Genomic DNA, 20,961 nt, shown 5'->3' with positions numbered 1-20,961 from the left:
TGCTAGGGTGATGCGCATCGCCGTGCAACGCTTCCTCGTGGGCGTAGCGGGTTGCATCCCCCGCGAATTTCGCTATAGCGCGCGCCTTCACCGCCACGGACGGGATATTCGGCTCAACGCGCTCTTGTGCGTTCCCGGAGCTTCCCCTAGGGCGGCCACCGAAATTGATTGTAATTGTTTGAGGAACAGGTGCCGCCATGGCCGTCCCCAAGAGGAAAGTATCGCCCCACCGTCGCGGCAACCGCCGTGCACACGATTCGCTCAAGGTCGAAGCGCATCACGAGTGCTCGAACTGTGGTGAGCTCAAGCGTCCGCACAACCTGTGCCCGCACTGCGGATACTACAACGGCCGCGAAATCATCGCCGTCGGTCTTTAAGACCACAAGCCAAGTCGGAGATTGCGCATGAGCCTGCCGCGTATCGCTGTCGATGCGATGGGCGGCGATGAAGGCGTGCGCGTGATGGTCGAAGGTGCCGCGCTCGCGCGGCATCGCCACGACAAGTTCAAATTCCTGCTGGTCGGTGACGAGACGCGGATCAAGGCCGCGCTCGAATCGCACCCCGGCATGGCCGGCGCTTCGGAAATCCTGCACTGCGACGACGTGGTCGGCGGCGACGAGCTGCCGAGCCGCGCGCTTCGCCGTGCCAAGACCACCAGCATGGGCCTTGCCGTCAACGCGGTGAAGCAGGGCGATGCCGGCGCTGCCGTTTCGGCCGGCAACACCGGCGCACTCATGGCGATGAGCAAGCTGGCGCTGCGCACCATGCCGGGCCTCGATCGCCCCGCGCTCGCCGCGCTGCTGCCCACGTTGACCGACGATGATGTCGTCATGCTGGACCTTGGCGCCAACCGCGAATGCGACGCGCGTAACCTCGTGCAGTTCGCGATCATGGGCGCCGCCTATTCGCGCATCGTGACCGGCCGTGATCGCCCTCGCACCCGCCTGCTCAACATCGGCACCGAAGAAACCAAGGGCACCGAAGACATCCAGGCGGCTGCCGAAGCGCTGCGCGCTGCAACCGGCCTCGCGATGGATTTCGAAGGCTATGTCGAAGCCGACAAGATCAACCGCGGCGACGTCGATGTCGTGGTGACCGACGGCTTTTCCGGCAACATCGCCTTGAAGGCGATCGAAGGCACCGCACGCTTCGTGACCGACCTGCTGCGTAGCGCCTTCACCAGCTCGCTGCGTTCGAAGATCGGCTTCCTGGTCTCGCGCCCGGCGACCGAGCTGCTCAAGCACCATCTCGACCCGAACAACCACAATGGCGCGGTCTTCCTCGGCCTCAACGGCGTTGTGGTGAAAAGCCATGGCAGCGCCAACGCGCTCGGCGTCGCCAACGCGGTCGAAGTCGCTGCGCGCCTGCTGGAGGACGACATTACCAACCGCATCAAGCAAGACCTGGGCGCGCTCGACTCGGGCAGCCTCGCGGCAAAATGATCCGCTCGGTCATCATTGGTACGGGCTCGGCGCTCCCGGAAACCTGCGTCACCAACGAAGAGATGGCCCAGCGGGTCGACACCACGGACGAGTGGATTGTCGAGCGCACCGGCATTCGCCAACGCTATATTGCGGGCGAGGGCGAAACGACCTCGACGCTCGGCACCGCAGCGGCGCGCAAGGCGCTGGAAGCGGCCGGCGTCGATCCGTCCGAGATCGGTCTTATCGTGCTGGCCACGGCCACGCCCGACCACACCTTCCCCGCCACCGCCACCCAGGTGCAGGCCGCGCTCGGCTGCGGCGGCGGGGTGGCTTTCGACGTGCAGGCGGTGTGTTCGGGCTTCCTCTACGCACTCGCCACGGCCGATTCGCTGCTGCGCACCGGCATGGCGCAAAAGGCGCTGGTGATCGGCGCGGAAACTTTCAGCCGCATCCTCGACTGGGAGGACCGCACGACCTGCGTCCTGTTCGGTGACGGTGCGGGCGCCGTGGTGCTCGAAGCGCAGGATGTGGCCGAGGACGGTCCCGGTATCCTCGCCAGCCGGCTCCACGCCGAAGGCGCGCACAAGGACATGCTCTATGTCGATGGCGGCCCCTCGACCACGGGCACGGTCGGCCACTTGCGCATGAAAGGCCGCGAGGTCTTCCGCCACGCCGTGGTGAACCTTGCCGATGTGCTGGGCGAAGTGCTCGAGGAAACGGGCATGAGCGCCGGCGACATCGACTGGGTCGTGCCGCACCAGGCCAACGCCCGCATCCTCGATGCAACCGCTCGCAAGCTCGGTTTGCCGGCCGAAAAAGTCGTCGTCACGGTCGACCAGCACGCCAACACATCGGCGGCCTCGGTGCCGCTCGCGCTTGATACCGCCATGCGCGACGGGCGCATCCAGAAGGGCGATCTCGTCGTGTTCGAAGCGATGGGTGGCGGCTTCACCTGGGGTGCTTCGCTCGCGCGCATGTAACCGCTGGTCGAAAACCGCAGCCATGGCATTGCGAAATAACGCAAATGTCTCTATCGCCGTCACAGTTCAACAGCGGGTCGCAATTCGCTCAGGGTCGTGTCTGGGGGAAGGATAAACGTGGATACAATGCGCTCCGTGGGCACGCTGACGAGGGCTGACCTCGCCGAAACCATCAACCGGAAAATGGGCCTCAGCCGGGCGGAATCGCTCGATATGGTCGAAGCCATCCTCGACAAGATGAGCGATGCGCTCGCCGATGGCGAAAACGTCAAGATTTCCGGCTTCGGCAGCTTCGTGCTCCGCGACAAGAAGGAACGCGTCGGCCGCAACCCCAAGACCGGGGTCGAAGTGCCGATCACGCCGCGCCGCGTGATGACCTTCCGCGCGAGCCAGCTGCTGAAAGAGCGTATCGCGAACGGATAGGACATCAGGCGGGGTTTGCCATGGCGGTTTTCGACGACGGGAAAGACAAGGGCGCGCTGCGCACTATCGGCGAAGTCGCCAAGGCTACCGGCATCAAGGCCCATGTCCTGCGCTATTGGGAACAGCAGTTCCCGATGCTCAAGCCGCTGACCCGCAGCGGTGGACGCCGCTACTATCGCCCGGAAGATGTCGAGCTGCTCGAACGGATCGACCGGCTGGTCAACCAGGAAGGGTACACGCTGAAAGGCGCCAAGGCCGCGCTTCGCGGCGCGCCCGATCCGCAGGCCGCCGCACAGGAAACGGCCGCGCCGGCTCCTGCACCTGCGATCGAAGGGCACACGCTCACCCGGCTGAAGGCCATCCGCGACGAGCTGAAGGCGGCGCTGGCCGCCTGAGATGATCGGCTTCCTGAAGAAGCTGGTGGGCGGCGGCGCACCGAAGCCCGTCGCGATCACGCCTTTTTCGGAGAAACTCCCGGTCGCCGTGTCACAGCCGCCCTGCGACGGCGTAACGGTAGAGCACGTCCAGACTTTCGAAGAGCTGCGCGCCATCCTGCGCGACCACCAGGCTGCGCATCCCGATCGCTGCGTGTTCATGGGCTTCGACGATGTCGGCCAGGCCGACTACACCAGTATGCATGTGTCCTTCGGCATGGAGCTGGACGATCTCGAGGGCCGCGATCTGTCGGGATACGATCAGAGCAAGTACGATGCCGAATATCCGCGGGCCGATTGCCCCGAATTGTTTCCCGAACGGCTGGCCAACTTCATGGCGTATGTCGGCCGGGAAGACGGGAGCATTGCCGATGGCGCGCTCTCGTGGACAGACCTCGACGTCGTAAGCGATGTCCTCAGCGCCAACCGCGATCCCGATACGGTGTGCACGATTGCCAGGGAGCGGGATTTCTTCATCCAGTTCGCGCCGGTCGATCGTCCGGCTCAGGTGCTGGCCAGCTTCCCCAATGGCTATTTCCATGGCGACCTGACGCCGGCGCAGAACTACGCCCTCGCGGAAAGGCTGCACCGCGATTTCGGGCTCAAACTGGACGGGATCGGCTCCTCTTTCCTGAGCTTTGGTACCGACGCCCCGCTCGATGGGGATACAGCAGAGGCTGCGGCGAAGACGATCCTATCTCTTTACGCAGACGTTCCCGAAGGCGCGGCCGAGGAACTGGCCGCCCTGATGACCGGACGCGACTGGGTGCTGCTGCGCTACTCCGACCACTAGGGCTCAGTCGGAAGGGATCAGCGTCAGCTCTGTCTGGCGCCCGTCGAGGAAGCGCACGGTCTCGCCATCGAAAAAGGCGTCTTCTTCCGACCGGAAATCGACGCGCTGGCCGCCCCATTCGGGGACCTCGTAGTAGTTGGTGAACTCGATCGACCAGGTGGTGCCAGCTAGTACGGGATATTCGCCACGCGGGTCGGCCTCCTGGTTGTCCCAAAACCCGATCGAAGTGCCCGCACCGTGGCCGTGAAAGCCGATAGGATGACTGTAGATCGAGGGATCGAGCCCCTCGGCAAGCGCCGCCGCCCGCGCACGGGCCAGGATCTCGTTGCCGCTTTCACCTGCGCGGAATGACCCGGTGAGGATATCGCCGACGCGGTTGGTGCGCCTCAGACCCTCGCGCAGGCCCTCCGGCGCCTCGGTCTCGCCCGGTTTCAGGACATAGGCGAGGTGCTGCGTATCGGTGTTAAGCCGCAGGTAGGTGATGCCGAAATCGGTCCACAGGAGGTCGCCCGGCTGGATCACCGTATCGCCGCGCAGCATCTCTTCCTCGCCCTCGCGCTGGATGCCGACCGAAGGGTGGAACCAGGGCGTGAGGCCAAGGCTCGCCAGCGTTTCGCGGTACCACCATTGCACATCGGCCGCGGTGGTTTCGCCCGGCGTGATGACCTCGCGCGAGAAGGCCCGCGCGATCAGCGCGTGGGCGATACGTACGATACCGGGGTAGATTTCCAGCTCGCGATCGGTCCGGCTTTCGAGCCAGCGGATGGCGAGCGTCTCGCCCGACACAATGCGCTCGCGATAGGTCTCGGGCAGGGCTGCGGTCATGAGCCGGTACTGGCTCAGCGTCATCCCGTCACCGAAGGCCTTCAGGTCGGAAAAGTTGATGGCGATCTGGTCGGGATCCCGCTCTGCAATGATGTCGGCGACTGCCTGCCACTGGTCGGGCTCGTCCTCGGGCGCCCAGGAAGGCTCGAACAGGCCGGCCAGCCCGTAGCGGCTGACGGTCAGCCGCTCGACCGGCTGGCCTTCGCCCGGATCGTGGAAGACGAGGATCGTGCGCCGCCGCGCGGCCATGCTCTTCGCATCGAGCATGGTGGCGATGACCGGCTCCTCGAAATATTCGCGCGCCATCAGCACCCACATGTCGATGCCCTGTTCGCGCATGATCGCCGGCACGATGGTCTCCAGCCGCTCGGCGAGCACCGCGTCGATCACCTCGGCCCGCTCGCGCATGGAGAGCAGCGGCGGCATCTCGGGCGCGGCAAGCTCGGTCTCGCTCATCGGCAGGACCGGCGCCTTGGCATGGACGGCCTGGGGCAGGGCGAGGGCGCCGAGCAGCGCGGCGAGAAGGGGCAGGCGCATTACGGTGTCTCCCGAAACAGGGGCTATTCGGCCGCGAGCAGTTCTTCGGCCCCGCCAAGATCGACGCTGACGAGGCGGCTGACGCCCTTTTCGATCATGGTCACGCCGAACAGGCGGTGCATCCGGCTCATCGTGACCGCGTTGTGGGTGACGATGAGGTAGCGGGTCTTGGTCTCGCGGGTCATCGCGTCGAGCAAATCGCAGAAGCGGTCGATATTGGCATCGTCCAGCGGCGCGTCGACTTCGTCCAGCACGCAGATCGGCGCGGGATTGGTGAGGAACAGCGCAAAGATCAGCGCGGTCGCTGTCAGCGCCTGCTCGCCGCCTGACAGCAGGGTGAGCGACTGCAGCTTCTTGCCCGGCGGCTGGGCGAAGATCTCGAGGCCCGCTTCGAGCGGATCGTCGCTGTCGATCAGCGCCAGATGCGCCTCGCCGCCTTCGAACAGGCGGGTGAAGAGGCGCTTGAAGTGGTCGTTGACCTGCTCGAAGGCGGCGCGCAGCCGTTCGCGGCCTTCGCGGTTCAGATTGCCGATCGACCCACGCAGGCGGCTGACCGCTTCGCGCAGCTCCTCTTGCTCGGCCGCGTTGGCGCCATGCTCGCCCTCGATCCGCTCGAGCTCTTCGGCGGCGACGAGGTTTACAGGGCCGATCCTCTCGCGGCTGGCGGTGAGGCGGTCCATCTCCTCGCTCTCGCTCTCGGCCGAGGCGATGGCGTCTTCGTCGAACTCGAAGCGCTGGGGCAGCAGCGGCGGCGGGCACTGGAAGCGCTCGCCCGAAATGCGCGCCATTTCGATCCGGCGGCCGTCCTGGTTCTCGGCGCGCGCGGCAAGGCCCGCGCGGCTCTCGCGGCGTTCGGCGAGGGTCTCGTTGGCGGCGGCGAAGGCGCGGTCGGCGTCCTGCGCGCGGGCATTGGCCTCGACCACCGCCTTCTCGGCCTCGGCAAGCTCCTGGCCGAGCCGTTCGCGTACCTGGTCGCCCTGTTCGATCTCGCGCATCAGGCCTTCGGGCTTGGCGGCGGTGACCGCGCGCTCCTGTTCGATCTCCTCGGCGCGGATTTCCATGTCCGACAGGCGGCGGGCCGCATCGCCGCTGCGCGCCTGCCAATTGGCCATGTCGCTGCGTTGGGCCGAGGCGCGTTCGCGCGCGACGGCGAGCGCCTGGTCGTGGCTCGCCAGCTCGGCCGCGCGGGCCTGGAGGGTGGAACGCGCGGCCTCGTTCTTTGCCCGGCTGGCGTCGAGCGAGGCGCGTCCGGCTTCCGGATCGGGCAGCGCCGAGCGCTTGGCTTCGGCGGTGGCGAGGTCGGCCTTGGCTGCGGCGACCAGTTCGCCATGCTCGGCCTCGCTGCGATCGAGCTCCTCGAGCCGCGCGGCGAGCCGTTCGCGCGCGGCTTCCGCCTGGTCCAATGCGCGCAGGGCTTGCCGTTCGGCTTCGGCTGCGCCCGCAATCTCGCGATCTGCGCCGACCAAGTCGCGCTGGAGCTGGGAGAGTTCCTCGCTGGCGCCGGAAAGCGTGGCCTGCCCCGCTTCTGCAGCGGAGCGCAGAGCGGGAAGCTGCGTATCGAGCTCGGCAAAGCGGTTTTCCGCTTCGAGCCGCGCAGCTTCGGCCGATCCTTCGCCGCGCACGACGAGGCCGTCCCACCGGCGCAGCTGGCCCGAAAGCGTCACCAGCGAGTGGCCGGGTGCGAGCGCGCGCCCATCGTCCGTTTCGGCCACATGCACCAGCGCAAGCCGCGCGCGCAGTTCCTCGGGGCAGGTCTCGACATGTTCGGACAGGCTGCCGGCCACCGGCGCGGGAGCGTCAGCCCCGGTCCAGTAGCGGCCCTCCGCGTCGGCTTCGGGCAGGCCCAGCAGCGCCTTGCCATCGCGGCCGAGCGCAGCGGCTACTGCCCGTTCGTAGCCCTTGGCCGCGCGCACGCCGTCGATCGCCTGCTGGCGCCCGCTGCGCTTGGAGGCGGCGCGTTCGCGCGCCTCGCGGTCGCGCTTCAGCGCTTCCCATTCGCGCTGCACGCCGGAGAGTTCGGCCTTGGCCTCGGCCAGCGCGGAGGAGGCTTCGTCGCGGGCGGTCTGCAGCTCGGCCTTGCGGGCCTGCATGGCCTCGAGACTGGTGCGCAGGTCCGAAAGGCTCGCAGCGGCATCTTCGGCAGAGGTCTTGGCGGCGGCAACATCGGCATCGGGATCTTCGCCCGCCAGCGCCGCGCGCTGTTCGGCCATGCGCCGCGTGTCCGCCTCTGCCCGGTCGAGGCGGGTGCGGGCCTGGGCAATCTCGGCTTCGGCAACGCGCCATTCGGCCTCGACCCCGGCGTTATCCGCAGTAGCTTTCGCGAGCGCCAGTTCGGCGGCGCGGCTGTCGCGCTCGGCCTGTTCGCGCGCGCGTTCGAGGGCGGGGCGCTTTTCCTCGTCCCCGGCGAGCGCCTTTTCGCTTTCGGCGAGCTCGCGTTCGAGCCGGGAAAGCGCTTCGGCGGCGTCCTTGGTCAGGCGGTCGGCGTCGCCGCGGTCGGCTTCGAGCCGGGCCTTCTGGCGGTCGAGATCGGCAAGCCGCTGTTCGGCCGCTTCGAGCTGGCTGGTGAGCGCCGCCATCCGGTGACCATGCGCGCTGGCATCGTCGCGCCGGTCGGCCTGTTCCTCGCGCGCTTCGGCCAAAGCCTCGGCCGCCTCGCGCTGCGCCTTCTGCGCTTCGTCGGCTGCCTTTTGCGCTTCCTCGACACGGGCGTTGGCGTCGGCGGCGGCTTTCTTGGCTTCTTCGGCCGCAGCGGCTGCGTCGCGCCAGCGGGCGAAGACCAGCCGCGCTTCGGCGGTTTTGATCTGGTCGGACAGCTTCTTGTAGCGTTCGGCCTGCTTCGCCTGGCGCCGCAGAGAGGCGATCTGACTATCGAGCCCGGCCATGATGTCTTCAAGCCGCTCGAGATTGGTTTCGGTCTGCCTCAGCTTGCTTTCCGCGTCGCGGCGGCGGACGTGGAGGCCCGCAATGCCCGCTGCCTCTTCCAGCATCTGGCGGCGCTCGGTGGGCTTGGCGGCGATGACCTGCGCGATCTTGCCCTGGCTGACCAGCGCCGGGCTGTGCGCGCCGGTCGCCGCGTCGGCGAAGATCAGGGCGACGTCTTTCGCGCGCACGTCGCGGCCATTCAGGCGGTAGGCGCTGCCCGCGCCGCGTTCGATGCGGCGCACGACTTCCATTTCATCGCCGCTGTCATCCGCGCCGTTGAGGACGACTTCGGCGAAATCGCGCTGCGGGCGGCTCTGCGTACCGGCGAAGATTACGTCCTCCATCCCGCCCGAACGCATGGATTTGGGCGAGTTTTCGCCCATCACCCAGCGGATCGCTTCAAGCAGGTTGGACTTGCCGCAGCCGTTGGGGCCGACCACGCCGGTCAGCCCCGGTTCGATATGCAGGGTGGACGGCTCGACGAAGCTCTTGAAGCCACTCAGTTTGAGCTTCGAGATCTCCACGGTGTGCCTTGCCCCCCTGCGCCGGCCTTACCTGGCGCCGGCGCGCTGCAGGATCGGCTCCAGCGCGGCCCAGGTGTTGGCGTCTACGTTGGTTCCGTTGAGCTGGAAGGTCGGCGTGCCCGTGATGTTGAACTCGTTGGCGTAGCGCTGCGTGTAATTGGCCATCTGCTCGAGCTTCGCCACATCGGCGAGGCACTGGCGGCCCTGGTCTTCGCTGATCCCGCGCGCGGCGAAGAAGTCGAGATAGCCGAGCTGGTCGGCGGCGACCACGAAGCGCTGTTCAAGCGGCAGCTGCATGGCCGATTCGAAGGCTGCCTGATTGGTCTGGACCGGCTGCATGATCTGTTCGAAATTCTGCCACACCTGGTCCGAAAGCGGCAGCACGGCCGCGTCGGGACCGCACTGGGTCAGGCTGCCGAGCAGCAGGTCGATCGGTCCGTGGATTGCGAACTGGCGCAGCTCGAAGCTGACAACGCCGCTGTCGATGTATTCCATCAGCGGTTCGGCGCCCTCCATCGAGAAGCGCGCGCAGGTCGGGCAGGTGAGCGAGCCGTACTCGACGAGCTTGAGCGGCGCTTCGGGATTGCCGACCAGAACGCCGCCGTCTTCGGTCATGACAGCGGTGGTGCGCCATTCGGTGCCGTCGGGCGCGGGAATGGCGGCGATCGCGTCGCCTTCAATTTCACCGGTTTCCTCGGCGCCCGAACCGCAGGCGGCAAGCGCGAGGGCGAGCGGGGCGGCAAGGGCGAAACGCAGGGTCTTGAGCATGAAAATCCTCGTATCTGGACTGGGGAGGCTAAGTCAGCGGGTGGAGGGAGGGAAAGGTGCGCATACGCGTATCCACAGGCCTTTCCCCGGAAAATGCAGGGTGTGGGGCCTTAAAACACGTCCTTGAGCCGCGCTTCGAGGGCCGGCCAGCTGTGCGTGCCTTCAAGCAGCTCGCCATCGAGCACGAAGCTGGGCGTGCCGGTCAGGCCGTACTTCTGGACGTCGGCGGCCGACTGATCGGCCATGGCGCGGGCCTTGGCTTCGTCGGACAGGCAGCGATCCGCCTCGACCCGCGAATAGCCGCGCGTCTCCATGATGTCGTAGAAATCGAGATCGCTGGCGACCGCCTGGAGGCGTGCAGGGAGCGACCCGAACTGCCAGCGCGAACGCTGCGCCTGGGTGGTCTTGCCGGCCTTCTCCATCCATTCGTCGAAACGGTACATGAAGGCTTCGTGGTTCGCGCCGAACTTGTCCGCATCACCGCAATGGGTGAGCAGCGCGATCGACAGGTCGACCTGGTCGCGGATCAGGTGGCGGACTTCGAAATTGACCCGGCCGGTCGGCACATATGCGAGCTTGATCGCGCCTTCGCCGCTGCGGGTAAACTGCGCGCAGTGCGAGCAGGTGTAGCTCATGAACTCGATCAGCTTGGTTTCGGCTTCCGGATTGCCGAACAGGTGGCCACCTTGCGTTTCCTCGACCATGCCGGCCCAGTTGCCGCCCGGCAGGATCAGCCGTTCCTGCGCGCTCGCGCCAAGGGCAAGGGCGCCAGCCCCGGCTAGAGCCAGCGCCTTCAGCATCGTTGTCTTCACTGTCACGTGTCCTCGTTCCCGTCTTCCTGCGACCCGAGGCCGCGCGCGAGCGATTCGAGCACGGTCCTGAGTTCGGGGTCCCCGATATCGCGCAGACTGTCGCCCAACTCCATCGGAATCGGCTTGAGCGACGGCGGCGCCTTGGGCCTGTCCCTGCCTTCGGGCGGCTTAACCTCGCCTTGCCGAAGCTTGATGCGGGCCACGGCGCGGTAGCCGAAGAAGCGGTTCACGCGCTCGATGATCTCGGGGATGACCTGCTGCACCAGCGGTGCGTGGGCGGGTTTGACCACCAGGTGCATGATACCTTCGGATTTCTCGCCCGGAGGAAAGCGGATCATTTCGGGCGTGCAGGTGCGCGCGTGCGCCTCGCCGACGATCTCCGGCCAGCGGCTCACGACCGAGCTTTGCACGAAGCCGAAGCGGCGAAAGGCGCTGCGCCCGATCTGCGGCATGAGGTCGCTGATTGGCTTGGCTGCACCGCCGCGCGGCCGCGAATAGGCCTTGGAGCCCGATTTTCCGGATTTTGTCTTGTCGCTTCCCATTGCGCCACGGCTCATGCCATAGGCGGGCCGTGGCCGCCACCGTCTCCGACATTTTGCTCACCTGGTACGATGCGCACGCAAGGGACCTGCCCTGGCGCGCGCCGCCGGGCACGCCGGCACCCGAACCTTACCGCGTGTGGCTCTCGGAAGTGATGCTGCAGCAGACGACTGTGGTCGCGGTGAAACCCTATTTCGAAGCCTTCACCGCGCGCTGGCCTACTGTCGAGGCGCTGGCCGCCGCGCCCGAAGAGGACGTGATGGCCGCCTGGGCGGGGCTGGGCTATTACTCGCGGGCCCGCAACCTCGTGAAGGCGGCGCGCGCCGTGGCCGAACGCGGCGGCTTTCCGCAGACCGAAGTGGAGCTGCGCGAGCTACCCGGCCTCGGCGCCTACACCGCCGCTGCCGTCGCCGCGATTGCCTTTGGCGAGCGGGCTGTCGTGGTCGATGCCAATGTCGAGCGTGTGGTCTCGCGGCTGTTCGCTATCGACGAGCCGCTACCGGGCGCGCGCAAGCCTATCCGCGCCGCTGCCGATGCGATCACTCCTGATGAACGCGCAGGCGATTTCGCGCAGGCGATGATGGACCTCGGTTCCTCGATCTGCACTGCGCGCGATCCCAAGTGCCTGCTGTGTCCCTTGTCACAGGTGTGCAAGGGCCGCGAGTTGGGCGATCCGGCGCGGCTGCCGGTCAAGGCGCCGAAGAAGGCGAAGCCGGTCCGACAGGGTCGGGCCTTCTGGATCGAGCGGGAAGGGCAGGTCTGGCTGGTCCGGCGCGAGGGCAAAGGCATGCTCGGCGGGATGCGCGCTCTGCCCGATGACGGCTGGAGCGCGCGCGGCGACGGGTCGCAGGAGGCGCCGGTTGCAGGCGAGTGGGACCGCGCGGGGCTTGTGCGGCACACGTTCTCGCATTTCGCGCTCGAACTCTCGGTCGAGGTCCAGCGCAGCGCCGCCCAGCCCGATGGGGCGGGCGAATGGTGGGACGTCGCCGCGATCGACGAGGCGGGCCTGCCGACGCTCTTCGCGAAGGCGGCCCGGCTCGTCCTTGCGGGCTAGATGATCCCGCCGCCCAGCGTCAGGCGGACCGCAGCGATAAGCAGCACGATCAGGCAGAAATTGCGCCCGCCGTTGCTCGACGAAAGCTGGCCCAGCACCACGCCGATCGCAATCAGCGGCAGCGCCAGCCAGTTGGCCCAGCCAAGGAGGGGAATGGTCGCCGGAATGACGACGACCAGCGAAACGAGTCCGAACAGGATGGAAAGCAAATTGAGCATGTGTCCTATATGGGTAGGACACCGCAGAATTGCAACAGTTTCAATTCGCAATTGACGCTTCGCGGGCAGTCCCGCACAAACCCGTCAAGCGCATTCCGGAGAGAGAGACACCTATGGCCTATCGCAGCTTCGACACCACCCAGATTTCGCGCCGTGCCCTGTTGCGCGGCGGCGCCTGGCTCGCCGCGGGCGCGGCTGCGGCGGGCACGCCGCTCGCCCGCACGGCGCGCGCGCAGAGCGCGGGGCTAAGCTGGCCGGCCGTGTCGGGCATGGTCGAAAAATACGTGTCCGAGCGCAAGGTCGCCAACATGATCGCAACGCTCGGCTGGGGCATGCGCGATCCGCAGTATATTGCCCAAGGCACGCTCAACCTTGGCGGCACCACGCAGGCCGACGCCGACAGTCTCTATCGCATCTATTCGATGACCAAGCCGGTCACCGGCATGGCCGCGATGATGCTCATCGACGAGGGCCGCCTTGGCCTCGACCAGCCCATCGCCGAGCTTCTGCCTGCTTACGCCAACATGACGGTGCAGAAGACCTATGACGGCTCGATCACCGATGTCGTGCCGGCCGAACGCCCGATCACGGTGCGCCAGCTGCTCACCCACACGGCGGGCCTCGGCTATGGCATCGTCCAGAAGGGCCCGATCACCAAGGCCTATGAAGAACAGGGCCTGGTCCCCGGACAGGTCAGCCGCATGCCGATCCCGGGCCTTGGCCGCGCGGTTGCGGTCGAGGGCCTTGACGTCTTTGCCGACCGGCTTGCCGCGCTCCCGCTCGTCCTCCAGCCCGGCACCAAGTGGAGCTACTCGGTCAGCCTCGACCTGCTCGGCCGCGTGATCGAAGTCGCGAGCGGCATGGCCTTCGACGAATTCCTGCGCACGCAGATCTTCGAACCGGCCGGCATGACCAGCACCTGGTTCACCGTTCCCGAAAGCGAAGTGGGCCGCTTCACCACCAACTACGGCATCATGAACGGCACGCCGCTGCCGATGGATCCGGCCAAGGCCTCGATCTATCTCGACACGCCGCCGTTCCCCTTCGGCGGAGCGGGCCTCGTCTCGAGCCCGCGCGATTACGACCGCTTCCTCAAGATGCTGCTGGGCTACGGCGTCATCGACGGCAAGCGCGTCATGGGCGAACTCGCCGTGCGCGTCGGCACCTCGAACCTCCTACCCGAAACCGCCACCACCGAAGGGACCTGGGTCGAAGGCCAGGGCTTCGGCGCCGGCGGCCGCGTGATGGATGGATCGTTCGGCTGGGGCGGCGCTGCTGGGACGGTGGCCTTCGTCAATTACAAGGCCGGCCTGCGCGCCAACCTGATGACGCAGTACATGCCGTCCGACGCCTATCCTATCCACGAGGCTTTCCCCAATGCGGTGGTCGCCGACCTGACCGCGATGCAGGGGGCGGCGAGCTAAAGCCGTGCTGGCGTTTACCGGCTCGCGCCTCGACCGCGCCGACCACGTCCGCGCCGATCCGGAGCGGCTGGCCGGCTACATGAACTGGAAGGCGCGGCTGCTCGCGCTCGATGGCCTGATGCCCTCGATCGGCGATGATGGCGGGCTCGTCTGGGGCACGCTGGCCGATGCGGCGGAAGATGCGGAGCTTTGCTTCCTCGGCCTCGATGAGGGCAAGGCGTGCTTTGCCGCCGTGCCGCCGCGCGGCGATGCGTCCCCGCGCATGGCCAACCCGCAACTCTGGTCGCTCATGGCGACGCTGCGGCCCGACGATCTTGCTATCTACGGCGGCGCGCGCAGCCTAACCGATTGGCACGCCCGGCACCGTTTCTGCGCGCAATGCGGCGGCGACACCAAGCTCGCCAAGGGCGGGTGGCAGCGCGATTGCACCAATTGCGGCGCAAGCCATTTCCCGCGCACCGATCCGGTCACGATCATGCTGGTCGAGCACGAAGGCCGGCTGATGCTGGGCCGCGGCCTCGGTTGGCCGGAAGGCGCCTTCTCCGCGCTCGCCGGTTTCGTCGAGCCGGGCGAAAGTATCGAGGAAGCCGTCGCCCGCGAAGTGCTGGAGGAAGCAGGCGTTACCGCGCGCGATGTCACCTACATCGCCAGCCAGCCCTGGCCGTTCCCCAGCCAGCTGATGATCGGTTGCCACAGCCACACCGACAGCGACGAGCTCACCATCGACGAGACCGAGATGGCGGAGATTAACTTTTACACCCGCGAGGAGGTCGAGGCAGCGCTCGCTGGAAACGGTCCGTTCCGCAGCCCGCCGCGCCATGCTATTGCGCATCACCTGATGCAGTGGTGGGTGAACCAATGAGCAAGCCGAGAACCCTGAGGATCGATATCTGGTCCGACGTCATGTGCCCCTGGTGCCTGGTCGGCTGGGGCGGCTTGCAGAAAGGCCTCGAACTGCTGGACGGCGAGATCGAGGCCGACGTGCGGTGGCACGCTTTCGAGCTCAATCCCGACATGCCGCCCGAAGGCGAGGAAAGCGCCGCGCACATCATGCGCAAATACGGCTCGACCCCCGAACAGGGCAAAGCGGTGCAGGGCCGGATGCGCCAGGCCGCCGAAGGGGCGGGGGTCTCGCTCGACTACGAAGGCCCCGATCCCGAACCGCAGCGCTGGATGTGGAACACCTTCGATGCGCACAAGCTGCTGACCTGGACGGGCGAAGAGCACGGGGCTGAAAAGCAGACCGAATTGAAGCTCGCGCTGTTCCGCGCCCACTTCAACCAGCGCCGCAAGATCGCCGATCACGCGGTGCTTCTGGATGTGGCGGAGGGCGTCGGGCTCGACCGCGCAGGCGCCGAAGCCGCGCTTGCGAGCGAAGAGCTGGCCCACAAGGTCCGCGCCGAAGAGCGCGCGGCGCGGGATCTCAATATCACCGGCGTTCCGGCAATGATCGTCGAGAACAAATTCATGATCCCCGGCGCGCAGCCCGCCGAAGCCTATGCCGATGCACTGCGCCGCGTGGCCGAGAAAGTCCCCGCATGAGCGACTGGCTACCGGCGACTGCGGTCATCACCGGCGGCGCTTCCGGCATTGGCCTTGCCATCGCCCAGCGCCTCGCGGCCAGGGGCACGCGGGTCATGCTGGCGGACCTTGGCGGTGAAAAACTGGACGCGGCGGCGACCTCGATCGACGGCGCGCTGGCGCAAGCCTGCGACGTTTCGGACCTCGAAGATGTGAAGCGGCTCGCCGATGCCGCCTTCGATGGGCTCGGCACGGTCGAACTGCTGCTCAACAACGCCGGCGTCGGCGGGGTGCGCGGCAAGATGTGGGATGTCGACCCGGCCGATGCCCGCGCGCATTTCGACATCAATTTCTGGGGCGTCTGGCACGGCTGCCACGCTTTCGCCCCGCGCATGGTCGAGCAAGATGTCCCGTCCGCCATCTACAACACGGGCAGCGAGAACAGCTTCTTCTGCGCCGTCCCGCAAACCGCAGCCTATATCGCCGCCAAGCACGCGGTGCTGGGCATGACGGAAAGCCTGCGCGAAGACCTGCCGGAGCATGTCCACGCGGGCCTGATCATCCCCGGCTGGGTGTTCACCCCGCTGGGCGATGCGCGGATGATGCAGCACGGGATGGATGTCGGCCAATACGCCGACATCGTCGTGCCGCAATTACTGGCACGACGACGCTTCGTCGTCAGCCACCGGTCGAACCTCAAGCGGATCGACGAGCGGATGGATGATCTTCGCGCCAGCTACGCCGCGCACGGTGTCGAAGATGGCGCCGATGTGCGCGACAAGCTGGCCGAATTGTTCAAGCGTTAGCCGCTGCGGGCATCCTGCATCGCGGCGAGGGTTTTCTCACCCTTCATCGCGTCCTGCTGCGGGTTGTCCGAGCCGACCTCGGGCTCGCGATTGTCCGGATCGGCGGCGCGGTTCAGCTCGCCCCGCGTGCCGACCTGCCGGTTCACCTCGCCGCCCGCGCGGCCCTGATGGTCGGGCGTGGCGTTCTTGGTGATTTCGGCGATCATTTCGTTGTCGGGATGCAGTGATTGGCGTTCGGGCATGGGTTTTTCTCCTTTGCCCAATCAACGCGTAAGACCTTGGTTTCGGTCCTCAATTCGTCTCAAATAAGGCCCAGCCGTTCCAGCTTGCCGGCGAGCTTGCCGGGCAGCGCGTCGCCGATGTCCTCGCCCTCGGCCAGATCGCGGGGCGGTTCGCCCTTGAGGTAGCGCCAGCCCTGATGCGCGCGCTTGGGGCGCGGGTGGACGCGGACGAGCTCAGGTTTCAGGTCGATCGACCAGCGCCCGTCCTTCGTCTCCGAAAAGCCGAGAATCTCGCTGCGCGCCACGATGCTGTGCTGGTGGATCCAGTAAAGCGAGCCGCCGATGCACTGTTCCCACTTGGTCGGGCGGTATCGGGTTGTGAGATTGGGGCTGCGCCGCTGCGCGTACCAGCTTTCGATATCCCCGTAGCTCTGGGCTCCGAACGCGATCTTGGTGAGGTTGAGCGGCATGAGGGAAATCTGGGGTGGCCCGCGTCAGATTCCAAGCGCATCGCAAAAGGCGATGATTTCGCTCTGGATGGCCTCGGCAAAGGCGGCCTTGCGAGTGAACAGCGCGATGTCGGGGGCAGCGATGTTGTCCATAAAAACTTCGAACCGGACCGTGTGCTTCCTGCCTTCGAAGGTCGCCTGCGTCTTCATGGCGCGCTCGTCCTCGACCTCGGTGGTTTCGGCGAAGCGGGTGAGGGTGGCGGTATCGAAGCCGCTGCCAAGCGCGGCGTTCAAATGCTCGAAGAAAGGGCCAACCTGATCAAGGTCGAGATTGGTCGAGGCTTCGTGCCAGCGAAACATGTCTAAATCCCCCCGTCTAGCCGACAATCCCGCTTGCCACGGCAAGGCCGAGGAAGGCGAAGAAGCCCATCGAATCGGTGATCATGGTGACGAACACGCTGGAGGCCACCGCCGGGTCCTGGTCGAGCCGTTCGAAGGCGACCGGCACCAGCACGCCGGCGAGCCCTGCGGTGACCACGTTGATGACCATGGCCAGCGCGATGACCGCGCCCAGCATGGGGGTGAAGATCGCCCCTGTCGCAAGCCCGATCAGCACCGCGATGGTCACGCCATTGAGCACCGCCACGCGCATTTCGCGCAGCAGGATGCGCCGGGTGTTCGAACGGGTCAGCTGGTTGGTGGCGATGGCGCGCACGGTCACCGCCATGGTCTGTGTGCCCGCATTGCCGCCGATGCTGGCGACGATCGGCATGAGGATCGCGAGCGCGACCAGCTTTTCGATCGCCGCGCCGAACAGCGCGATGATCAGCGAGGCGACCAGTGCCGTACCCAGGTTCGCCACCAGCCAGCGCACGCGCGCCGAATAGGCTTCGCGGATCGGCTCGTTGATGTCGCCTTCGCCCGCACCGCTCATCAGCAGGGCGTCCTCGCCCGCTTCTTCGGAGATGATGTGGACCACGTCGTCCACCGTCATCTGGCCGACCAGCCGCTCGTTCTCGTCGACCACGGCGGCGCTGATGAGGTTGTACTTCTGGAACATCAGCCCGACCTCTTCCTGGTCGAGCAGGACGGGGATCAGCGTCTGGTCGCGCTTCATCACATCGGTCAGCGCGATATGGCGCGGCGCGCGCATGATCCACGAGAGGGCGCAGGTGCCGACCGGGTGGTGCTTTTCGTCGACCACGAAGATTTCGTAGAATTCGTCCGGCAGGTCGGCGCTGTCGCGCATGTAATCGATGAGGTCGCCCACCGTCAGGTGTTCGGGCACGGCCACGAATTCGCGGCTCATCAGGCGCCCGGCGGTCTCGTCCGGGTAGGCGAGGGCGGACTGGATGGCGATCCGGTCCTCGTCCTCGATTTCGGCCAGGACCGCGCGCTGGTCCTCCTCGTCGAGGTCTTCGATCAGCTGGACGGCGTCGTCGGTTTCCAGCTGCTCGACGATGACGGCCACCGCCTCGGCCGGCAGAGCCTCCATCATGTCTTCGCGCACGTAGTCGTTGAGCTCGGCAACGACTTCGCTGGTCATCAGGTCGGTAATCGCCGCGGCCAGCTGCGCGCGCTCGTCCTTTTCGAACAGTTCGAGAAGGTCGGCGATGTCGGCCGGGTGGAGCGGTTCGACGAGGTCGTAGACCGCCTGCGTATCGCCCGCATCGAGCGCGTCCTCGACGGCGGAGACGTATTCCTTCTTGAGCGTATTTTCCTCGTCCATCCGCTCGTCATCGATGCGGTCGTCCGGACGCGCGTCCTCGCCCGGCTCGCGCGCCAGCAGGATACCGTCATCATCGAGGGGGCGATCGCTCTCGCTCATGCGAGCGGTCTAGGCACACAGGAAGGGATTGCAAGCAGCAGCTTCCACATGGCTGGTGACTCCTTGGCCACAATCCCTATGTAGGCCCCAACCGACCTACAGGAGATACGGACAAATGGCTGACAAGCTGACCTTCACCCTCGACACCGGCGACGGCACCAACAAGGACGTGGTGATCAAGCTGCGCCCTGATCTGGCCCCCGGCCATGTCGAGCGCATCACCACGCTCGCCAGCGAAGGCTTCTACGACGGCGTGGTCTTCCACCGCGTGATCCCCGGCTTCATGGCGCAGGGCGGCGATCCGACCGGCACCGGCATGGGCGGCAGCGACAAGCCCGACCTCAAGGCCGAATTCAACAGCGAACCGCACACCCGGGGCACCTGCTCGATGGCCCGCACCCAGGTGCCCGACAGCGCCAACTCGCAGTTCTTCATCTGCTTCGACGACGCGGAGTTCCTCGACGGCCAGTACACCGTCTGGGGCAAGGTCGAGAGCGGCATGGAACACGTCGACGCCCTGCCCAAGGGCGAGCCGCCGGCACAGCCGGGCAAGATCGTGAAGGCGACGGTTGGCTAAAGAGCTCTCCAAATCAGGTGAGGCCGGTCTGCGTTCGCGCGGGCCGGCCTTTCTTATGCCTCACGCGTGCTTTGCGTGCCGCAAGTCATGGAAGGTGGCGGAAGACGGATCCGCGATGTGCCCGCAGTGCGGTGAGGCGATGCTTGCCATGGGGCGCTATTTCCGCGTTCCGAAGCAATCGGATGTCCGCGAGTGGGCAAAGGTGGAGAAACTTCGCCGGGCTGGATACCATTTCAGCGGCCAAACATACGGAGCGGAATCGTTTCCGGACGATCTGAGAGAGGTCGATGAATGGATTGCGCGCAACCCGCATCATCCAAACCGTGGTCGCATCCTTTGGCCGCCATCCTATTGAAAACAGGCTGCGTTGCGGCCAAGCAGCGGTGGACATGACCCTTCGCAACCTCTCCCTTGCGCTTCTGCCGCTCGCGCTGACGGGCTGCGTCACCTATCCCGATATCTCGCAATCGCGCTCGCCGTGCCGGATGGAGCCGGGCGGCTGGTGCGCTTTCGTGCGCGATGCGGCGGTCGAGGCGTGGCCCTATGCGGTCGCGGCGACCAACGCCTACACCGGCGACGATGACCTATTCGGCGAGCTGGGCGATACGCTGTTGCCGCTCGAACGGCTGGAGATCGGCGAAGAGGCGGCGGACAAGGGCTTCGGCTACGAACTGTTCGCGCAGTACGAACGCGGCGAAAACGGAGAGCGCGCGCTGGAGGCCCGCATCCTCTCCTTCCGCGGCACCGACTTCAACGCCTTCACCGACATCTTCTACGGCACGCTGCGCACCGACCAGATCGATCTGGCGCTGGCGACCTTCGAGGCCGAGCGTGCGCGTTTCGACGACAGCGTGCCCTGGATCGTGACCGGCCATTCGCTGGGCGGCGCGCTGGCGACCGAGGTGTCGATCAAATACCCCGAAGTGCGCGCCTACATGTTCAACACCTCGCCCTTCTATCGCGGCGACGGGATGACCAACGACGTGCGCCGCACGGTCTTTAATGAGCGCGGCGAGCTGCTGCGCCGCTTTGCCCGCTACGAAACCTCGCCTGCGGCAGAAGCCTTCACGATCAACTGCGGGCCGCGCAAGAGCACTTTCACCAAGCACAAGATCCGCCCGCTCGCGGACTGTATCGTCTGGATCGCCGCCTATGGCAGCAAGGACGCCGCTGCCGTGATCGAGGCCAATGCGGACAGCGCCATGCCGGTGCGAAAGCCGATGGTGGAGTGCGGGCCGGAGGACAAGCCGCACCCTGGGCCCAAGTACCGCGAAAGCGCCCCTTGCGTGCACCAGGCCCGGCGCGATCCGGATTAGCCCCCCGGGCTGACCGGGCGAGCCGGCGGCGTTGTCAGTCGGTGCGCTTCAGCGTGTAGCTGCTTGGATCGCCCATGCCTTCCGGACCGGTGTAGACCTCCGTGCGCACCAGCGTACCGCCGGGTTGCGCCGTGAAGCCAAGCGCGTGGGTATGCGATTCTCCCGCATCGAGATCGGTCACATCGCGAAAGGCGAAGCGGATCGTGCCGTCCTCCACGCGGTGGGCCTCGAGGCGCGGCTGGTTGCCCTGCGGACAGTAATGGGTGGCGATCACCGCATCGCCATCGCGGTGATAGACGTTCATCGAATAAAGTCCGGCAGCCGTCTCCCAGCGCTCCACGATCGTCGATCCGCGGGCGGTCACTTCGAACACGATTGTCAGGGCCGTAGTCTCGGCAACCTGCCAACGTCCTTGCCAGGACGCGATTGTTTCGAAAGCCTCGGCAGGGCCATTGTCGGCTGCCGATTGCGCGGCCAGCGGAGGAGCGACTGCCAGCGCTGCTGCCAGCGCGGCGAGGAGGGGCCTGATCATGACGGCTTGCTATAGCCGCCTCGGTGGTCCGGC

Annotated in this window: 24 protein-coding genes; 13 read left to right on the top strand and 11 right to left on the bottom strand. The window is 66.5% G+C overall.

The features are described 5' to 3' along the window. The first annotated feature begins 197 nt into the window (after window positions 1–197). From rpmF to KUV82_RS10930, 6 genes are all read left to right on the top strand, one after another. Window positions 198–377: a 50S ribosomal protein L32 gene (gene rpmF, locus KUV82_RS10955; protein WP_067464131.1), complete on the top strand. Its 180-nt coding sequence runs from the start codon at window positions 198–200 to the stop codon at window positions 375–377. 27 nt (window positions 378–404) lie between these two features. After that, on the top strand, window positions 405–1,442 hold the full coding sequence (gene plsX, locus KUV82_RS10950; protein WP_219954305.1) for a phosphate acyltransferase PlsX: 1,038 nt from the start codon (window positions 405–407) through the stop codon (window positions 1,440–1,442). Beyond that, window positions 1,439–2,404 carry a beta-ketoacyl-ACP synthase III gene (locus KUV82_RS10945; RefSeq protein ID WP_219954304.1) on the top strand — a complete coding sequence of 322 codons (966 nt, stop codon included), beginning with the start codon at window positions 1,439–1,441 and terminating at the stop codon, window positions 2,402–2,404. The genes plsX and KUV82_RS10945 overlap by 4 nt, the downstream gene beginning before the upstream one ends. A gap of 126 nt (window positions 2,405–2,530) precedes the next feature. Beyond that, on the top strand, window positions 2,531–2,827 hold the full coding sequence (locus tag KUV82_RS10940) for an integration host factor subunit alpha (protein ID WP_219956303.1): 297 nt from the start codon (window positions 2,531–2,533) through the stop codon (window positions 2,825–2,827). A 20-nt stretch (window positions 2,828–2,847) separates the two neighbouring features. Continuing rightward, window positions 2,848–3,222 (top strand): MerR family transcriptional regulator, encoded by a 375-nt coding sequence (locus KUV82_RS10935; protein ID WP_219954303.1) that lies wholly within the window; start codon window positions 2,848–2,850, stop codon window positions 3,220–3,222. Window position 3,223: 1 nt separating this feature from the next. Continuing rightward, window positions 3,224–4,054: a hypothetical protein gene (locus KUV82_RS10930; protein ID WP_219954302.1), complete on the top strand. Its 831-nt coding sequence runs from the start codon at window positions 3,224–3,226 to the stop codon at window positions 4,052–4,054. Between the two features lie 3 nt (window positions 4,055–4,057). Here KUV82_RS10930 and KUV82_RS10925 read toward each other — a convergent pair whose 3' ends face one another. The 5 genes from KUV82_RS10925 to KUV82_RS10905 all read right to left on the bottom strand — a co-directional run bounded on the left by KUV82_RS10925 (window position 4,058) and on the right by KUV82_RS10905 (window position 10,999). Then, complete coding sequence (locus tag KUV82_RS10925; RefSeq protein WP_219954301.1) at window positions 4,058–5,416, bottom strand: M24 family metallopeptidase; 1,359 nt, start codon at window positions 5,414–5,416, stop codon at window positions 4,058–4,060. Between the two features lie 23 nt (window positions 5,417–5,439). Continuing rightward, window positions 5,440–8,862: a chromosome segregation protein SMC gene (smc, locus tag KUV82_RS10920; RefSeq protein WP_219954300.1), complete on the bottom strand. Its 3,423-nt coding sequence runs from the start codon at window positions 8,860–8,862 to the stop codon at window positions 5,440–5,442. A 27-nt stretch (window positions 8,863–8,889) separates the two neighbouring features. Then, window positions 8,890–9,630: a thioredoxin domain-containing protein gene (locus KUV82_RS10915; protein ID WP_219954299.1), complete on the bottom strand. Its 741-nt coding sequence runs from the start codon at window positions 9,628–9,630 to the stop codon at window positions 8,890–8,892. 110 nt (window positions 9,631–9,740) lie between these two features. After that, on the bottom strand, window positions 9,741–10,448 hold the full coding sequence (locus KUV82_RS10910; RefSeq protein WP_219954298.1) for a DsbA family protein: 708 nt from the start codon (window positions 10,446–10,448) through the stop codon (window positions 9,741–9,743). After that, window positions 10,445–10,999: a DUF721 domain-containing protein gene (locus tag KUV82_RS10905; protein ID WP_219954297.1), complete on the bottom strand. Its 555-nt coding sequence runs from the start codon at window positions 10,997–10,999 to the stop codon at window positions 10,445–10,447. Before KUV82_RS10905 ends, KUV82_RS10910 begins: the two co-directional genes overlap by 4 nt. Window positions 11,000–11,013: 14 nt before the next feature. Here KUV82_RS10905 and KUV82_RS10900 point away from each other — a divergent pair, with 14 nt between their 5' ends. Further along, window positions 11,014–12,036, top strand: coding sequence for an A/G-specific adenine glycosylase (locus tag KUV82_RS10900; RefSeq protein ID WP_219954296.1), 1,023 nt, complete (start codon window positions 11,014–11,016; stop codon window positions 12,034–12,036). Here KUV82_RS10900 and KUV82_RS10895 read toward each other — a convergent pair. Continuing rightward, window positions 12,033–12,254, bottom strand: coding sequence for a hypothetical protein (locus KUV82_RS10895; protein ID WP_219954295.1), 222 nt, complete (start codon window positions 12,252–12,254; stop codon window positions 12,033–12,035). The genes KUV82_RS10900 and KUV82_RS10895 overlap by 4 nt on opposite strands. 113 nt (window positions 12,255–12,367) lie before the next feature. Here KUV82_RS10895 and KUV82_RS10890 point away from each other — a divergent pair, with 113 nt between their 5' ends. The 4 genes from KUV82_RS10890 to KUV82_RS10875 all read left to right on the top strand — a co-directional run bounded on the left by KUV82_RS10890 (window position 12,368) and on the right by KUV82_RS10875 (window position 16,005). Continuing rightward, window positions 12,368–13,678, top strand: coding sequence for a serine hydrolase domain-containing protein (locus KUV82_RS10890; RefSeq protein WP_219954294.1), 1,311 nt, complete (start codon window positions 12,368–12,370; stop codon window positions 13,676–13,678). Window positions 13,679–13,757: 79 nt separating this feature from the next. After that, entirely contained in the window at window positions 13,758–14,540 is a 783-nt protein-coding gene (gene nudC, locus KUV82_RS10885) for an NAD(+) diphosphatase (protein WP_219956302.1), read from the top strand. Beyond that, on the top strand, window positions 14,537–15,220 hold the full coding sequence (locus tag KUV82_RS10880; protein ID WP_219954293.1) for a DsbA family oxidoreductase: 684 nt from the start codon (window positions 14,537–14,539) through the stop codon (window positions 15,218–15,220). Before nudC ends, KUV82_RS10880 begins: the two co-directional genes overlap by 4 nt. After that, window positions 15,217–16,005 carry an SDR family NAD(P)-dependent oxidoreductase gene (locus KUV82_RS10875; protein WP_219954292.1) on the top strand — a complete coding sequence of 263 codons (789 nt, stop codon included), beginning with the start codon at window positions 15,217–15,219 and terminating at the stop codon, window positions 16,003–16,005. Before KUV82_RS10880 ends, KUV82_RS10875 begins: the two co-directional genes overlap by 4 nt. Here KUV82_RS10875 and KUV82_RS10870 read toward each other — a convergent pair. From KUV82_RS10870 to mgtE, 4 genes are read right to left on the bottom strand one after another with little or no spacing between them, the layout of a single operon-like run. Beyond that, window positions 16,002–16,247 (bottom strand): hypothetical protein, encoded by a 246-nt coding sequence (locus tag KUV82_RS10870; protein WP_219954291.1) that lies wholly within the window; start codon window positions 16,245–16,247, stop codon window positions 16,002–16,004. The two genes, KUV82_RS10875 and KUV82_RS10870, sit on opposite strands and share 4 nt — an antisense overlap. Before the next feature lie 59 nt (window positions 16,248–16,306). Continuing rightward, window positions 16,307–16,696 (bottom strand): DUF1489 family protein, encoded by a 390-nt coding sequence (locus tag KUV82_RS10865; protein ID WP_219954290.1) that lies wholly within the window; start codon window positions 16,694–16,696, stop codon window positions 16,307–16,309. Between the two features lie 24 nt (window positions 16,697–16,720). Next, window positions 16,721–17,035 (bottom strand): hypothetical protein, encoded by a 315-nt coding sequence (locus tag KUV82_RS10860; RefSeq protein ID WP_219954289.1) that lies wholly within the window; start codon window positions 17,033–17,035, stop codon window positions 16,721–16,723. Window positions 17,036–17,051: 16 nt separating this feature from the next. Continuing rightward, window positions 17,052–18,503, bottom strand: a complete 1,452-nt coding sequence (mgtE, locus tag KUV82_RS10855) for a magnesium transporter (RefSeq protein ID WP_219954288.1) — start codon at window positions 18,501–18,503, stop codon at window positions 17,052–17,054. A 115-nt stretch (window positions 18,504–18,618) separates the two neighbouring features. On the opposite strand from mgtE, the gene KUV82_RS10850 reads away from it, so the two are divergent. Continuing rightward, window positions 18,619–19,080: a peptidylprolyl isomerase gene (locus KUV82_RS10850; protein ID WP_219954287.1), complete on the top strand. Its 462-nt coding sequence runs from the start codon at window positions 18,619–18,621 to the stop codon at window positions 19,078–19,080. Between the two features lie 389 nt (window positions 19,081–19,469). Next, on the top strand, window positions 19,470–20,396 hold the full coding sequence (locus tag KUV82_RS10845) for an alpha/beta hydrolase (RefSeq protein ID WP_219954286.1): 927 nt from the start codon (window positions 19,470–19,472) through the stop codon (window positions 20,394–20,396). Window positions 20,397–20,430: 34 nt separating this feature from the next. Here the strand turns inward: KUV82_RS10845 and KUV82_RS10840 are convergent, their stop codons facing one another. Continuing rightward, window positions 20,431–20,928 (bottom strand): hypothetical protein, encoded by a 498-nt coding sequence (locus KUV82_RS10840; protein ID WP_219954285.1) that lies wholly within the window; start codon window positions 20,926–20,928, stop codon window positions 20,431–20,433. Between the last annotated feature and the right edge of the window lie 33 nt (window positions 20,929–20,961).

The organism is Qipengyuania flava, assembly GCF_019448255.1.
In the GTDB taxonomy this organism is placed as follows: Bacteria; Pseudomonadota; Alphaproteobacteria; order Sphingomonadales; family Sphingomonadaceae; genus Qipengyuania; species Qipengyuania flava_A.
The sequence above is the reverse complement of the archived record's forward strand: the minus strand, read 5'-3'. Positions and strand labels throughout refer to the sequence as shown.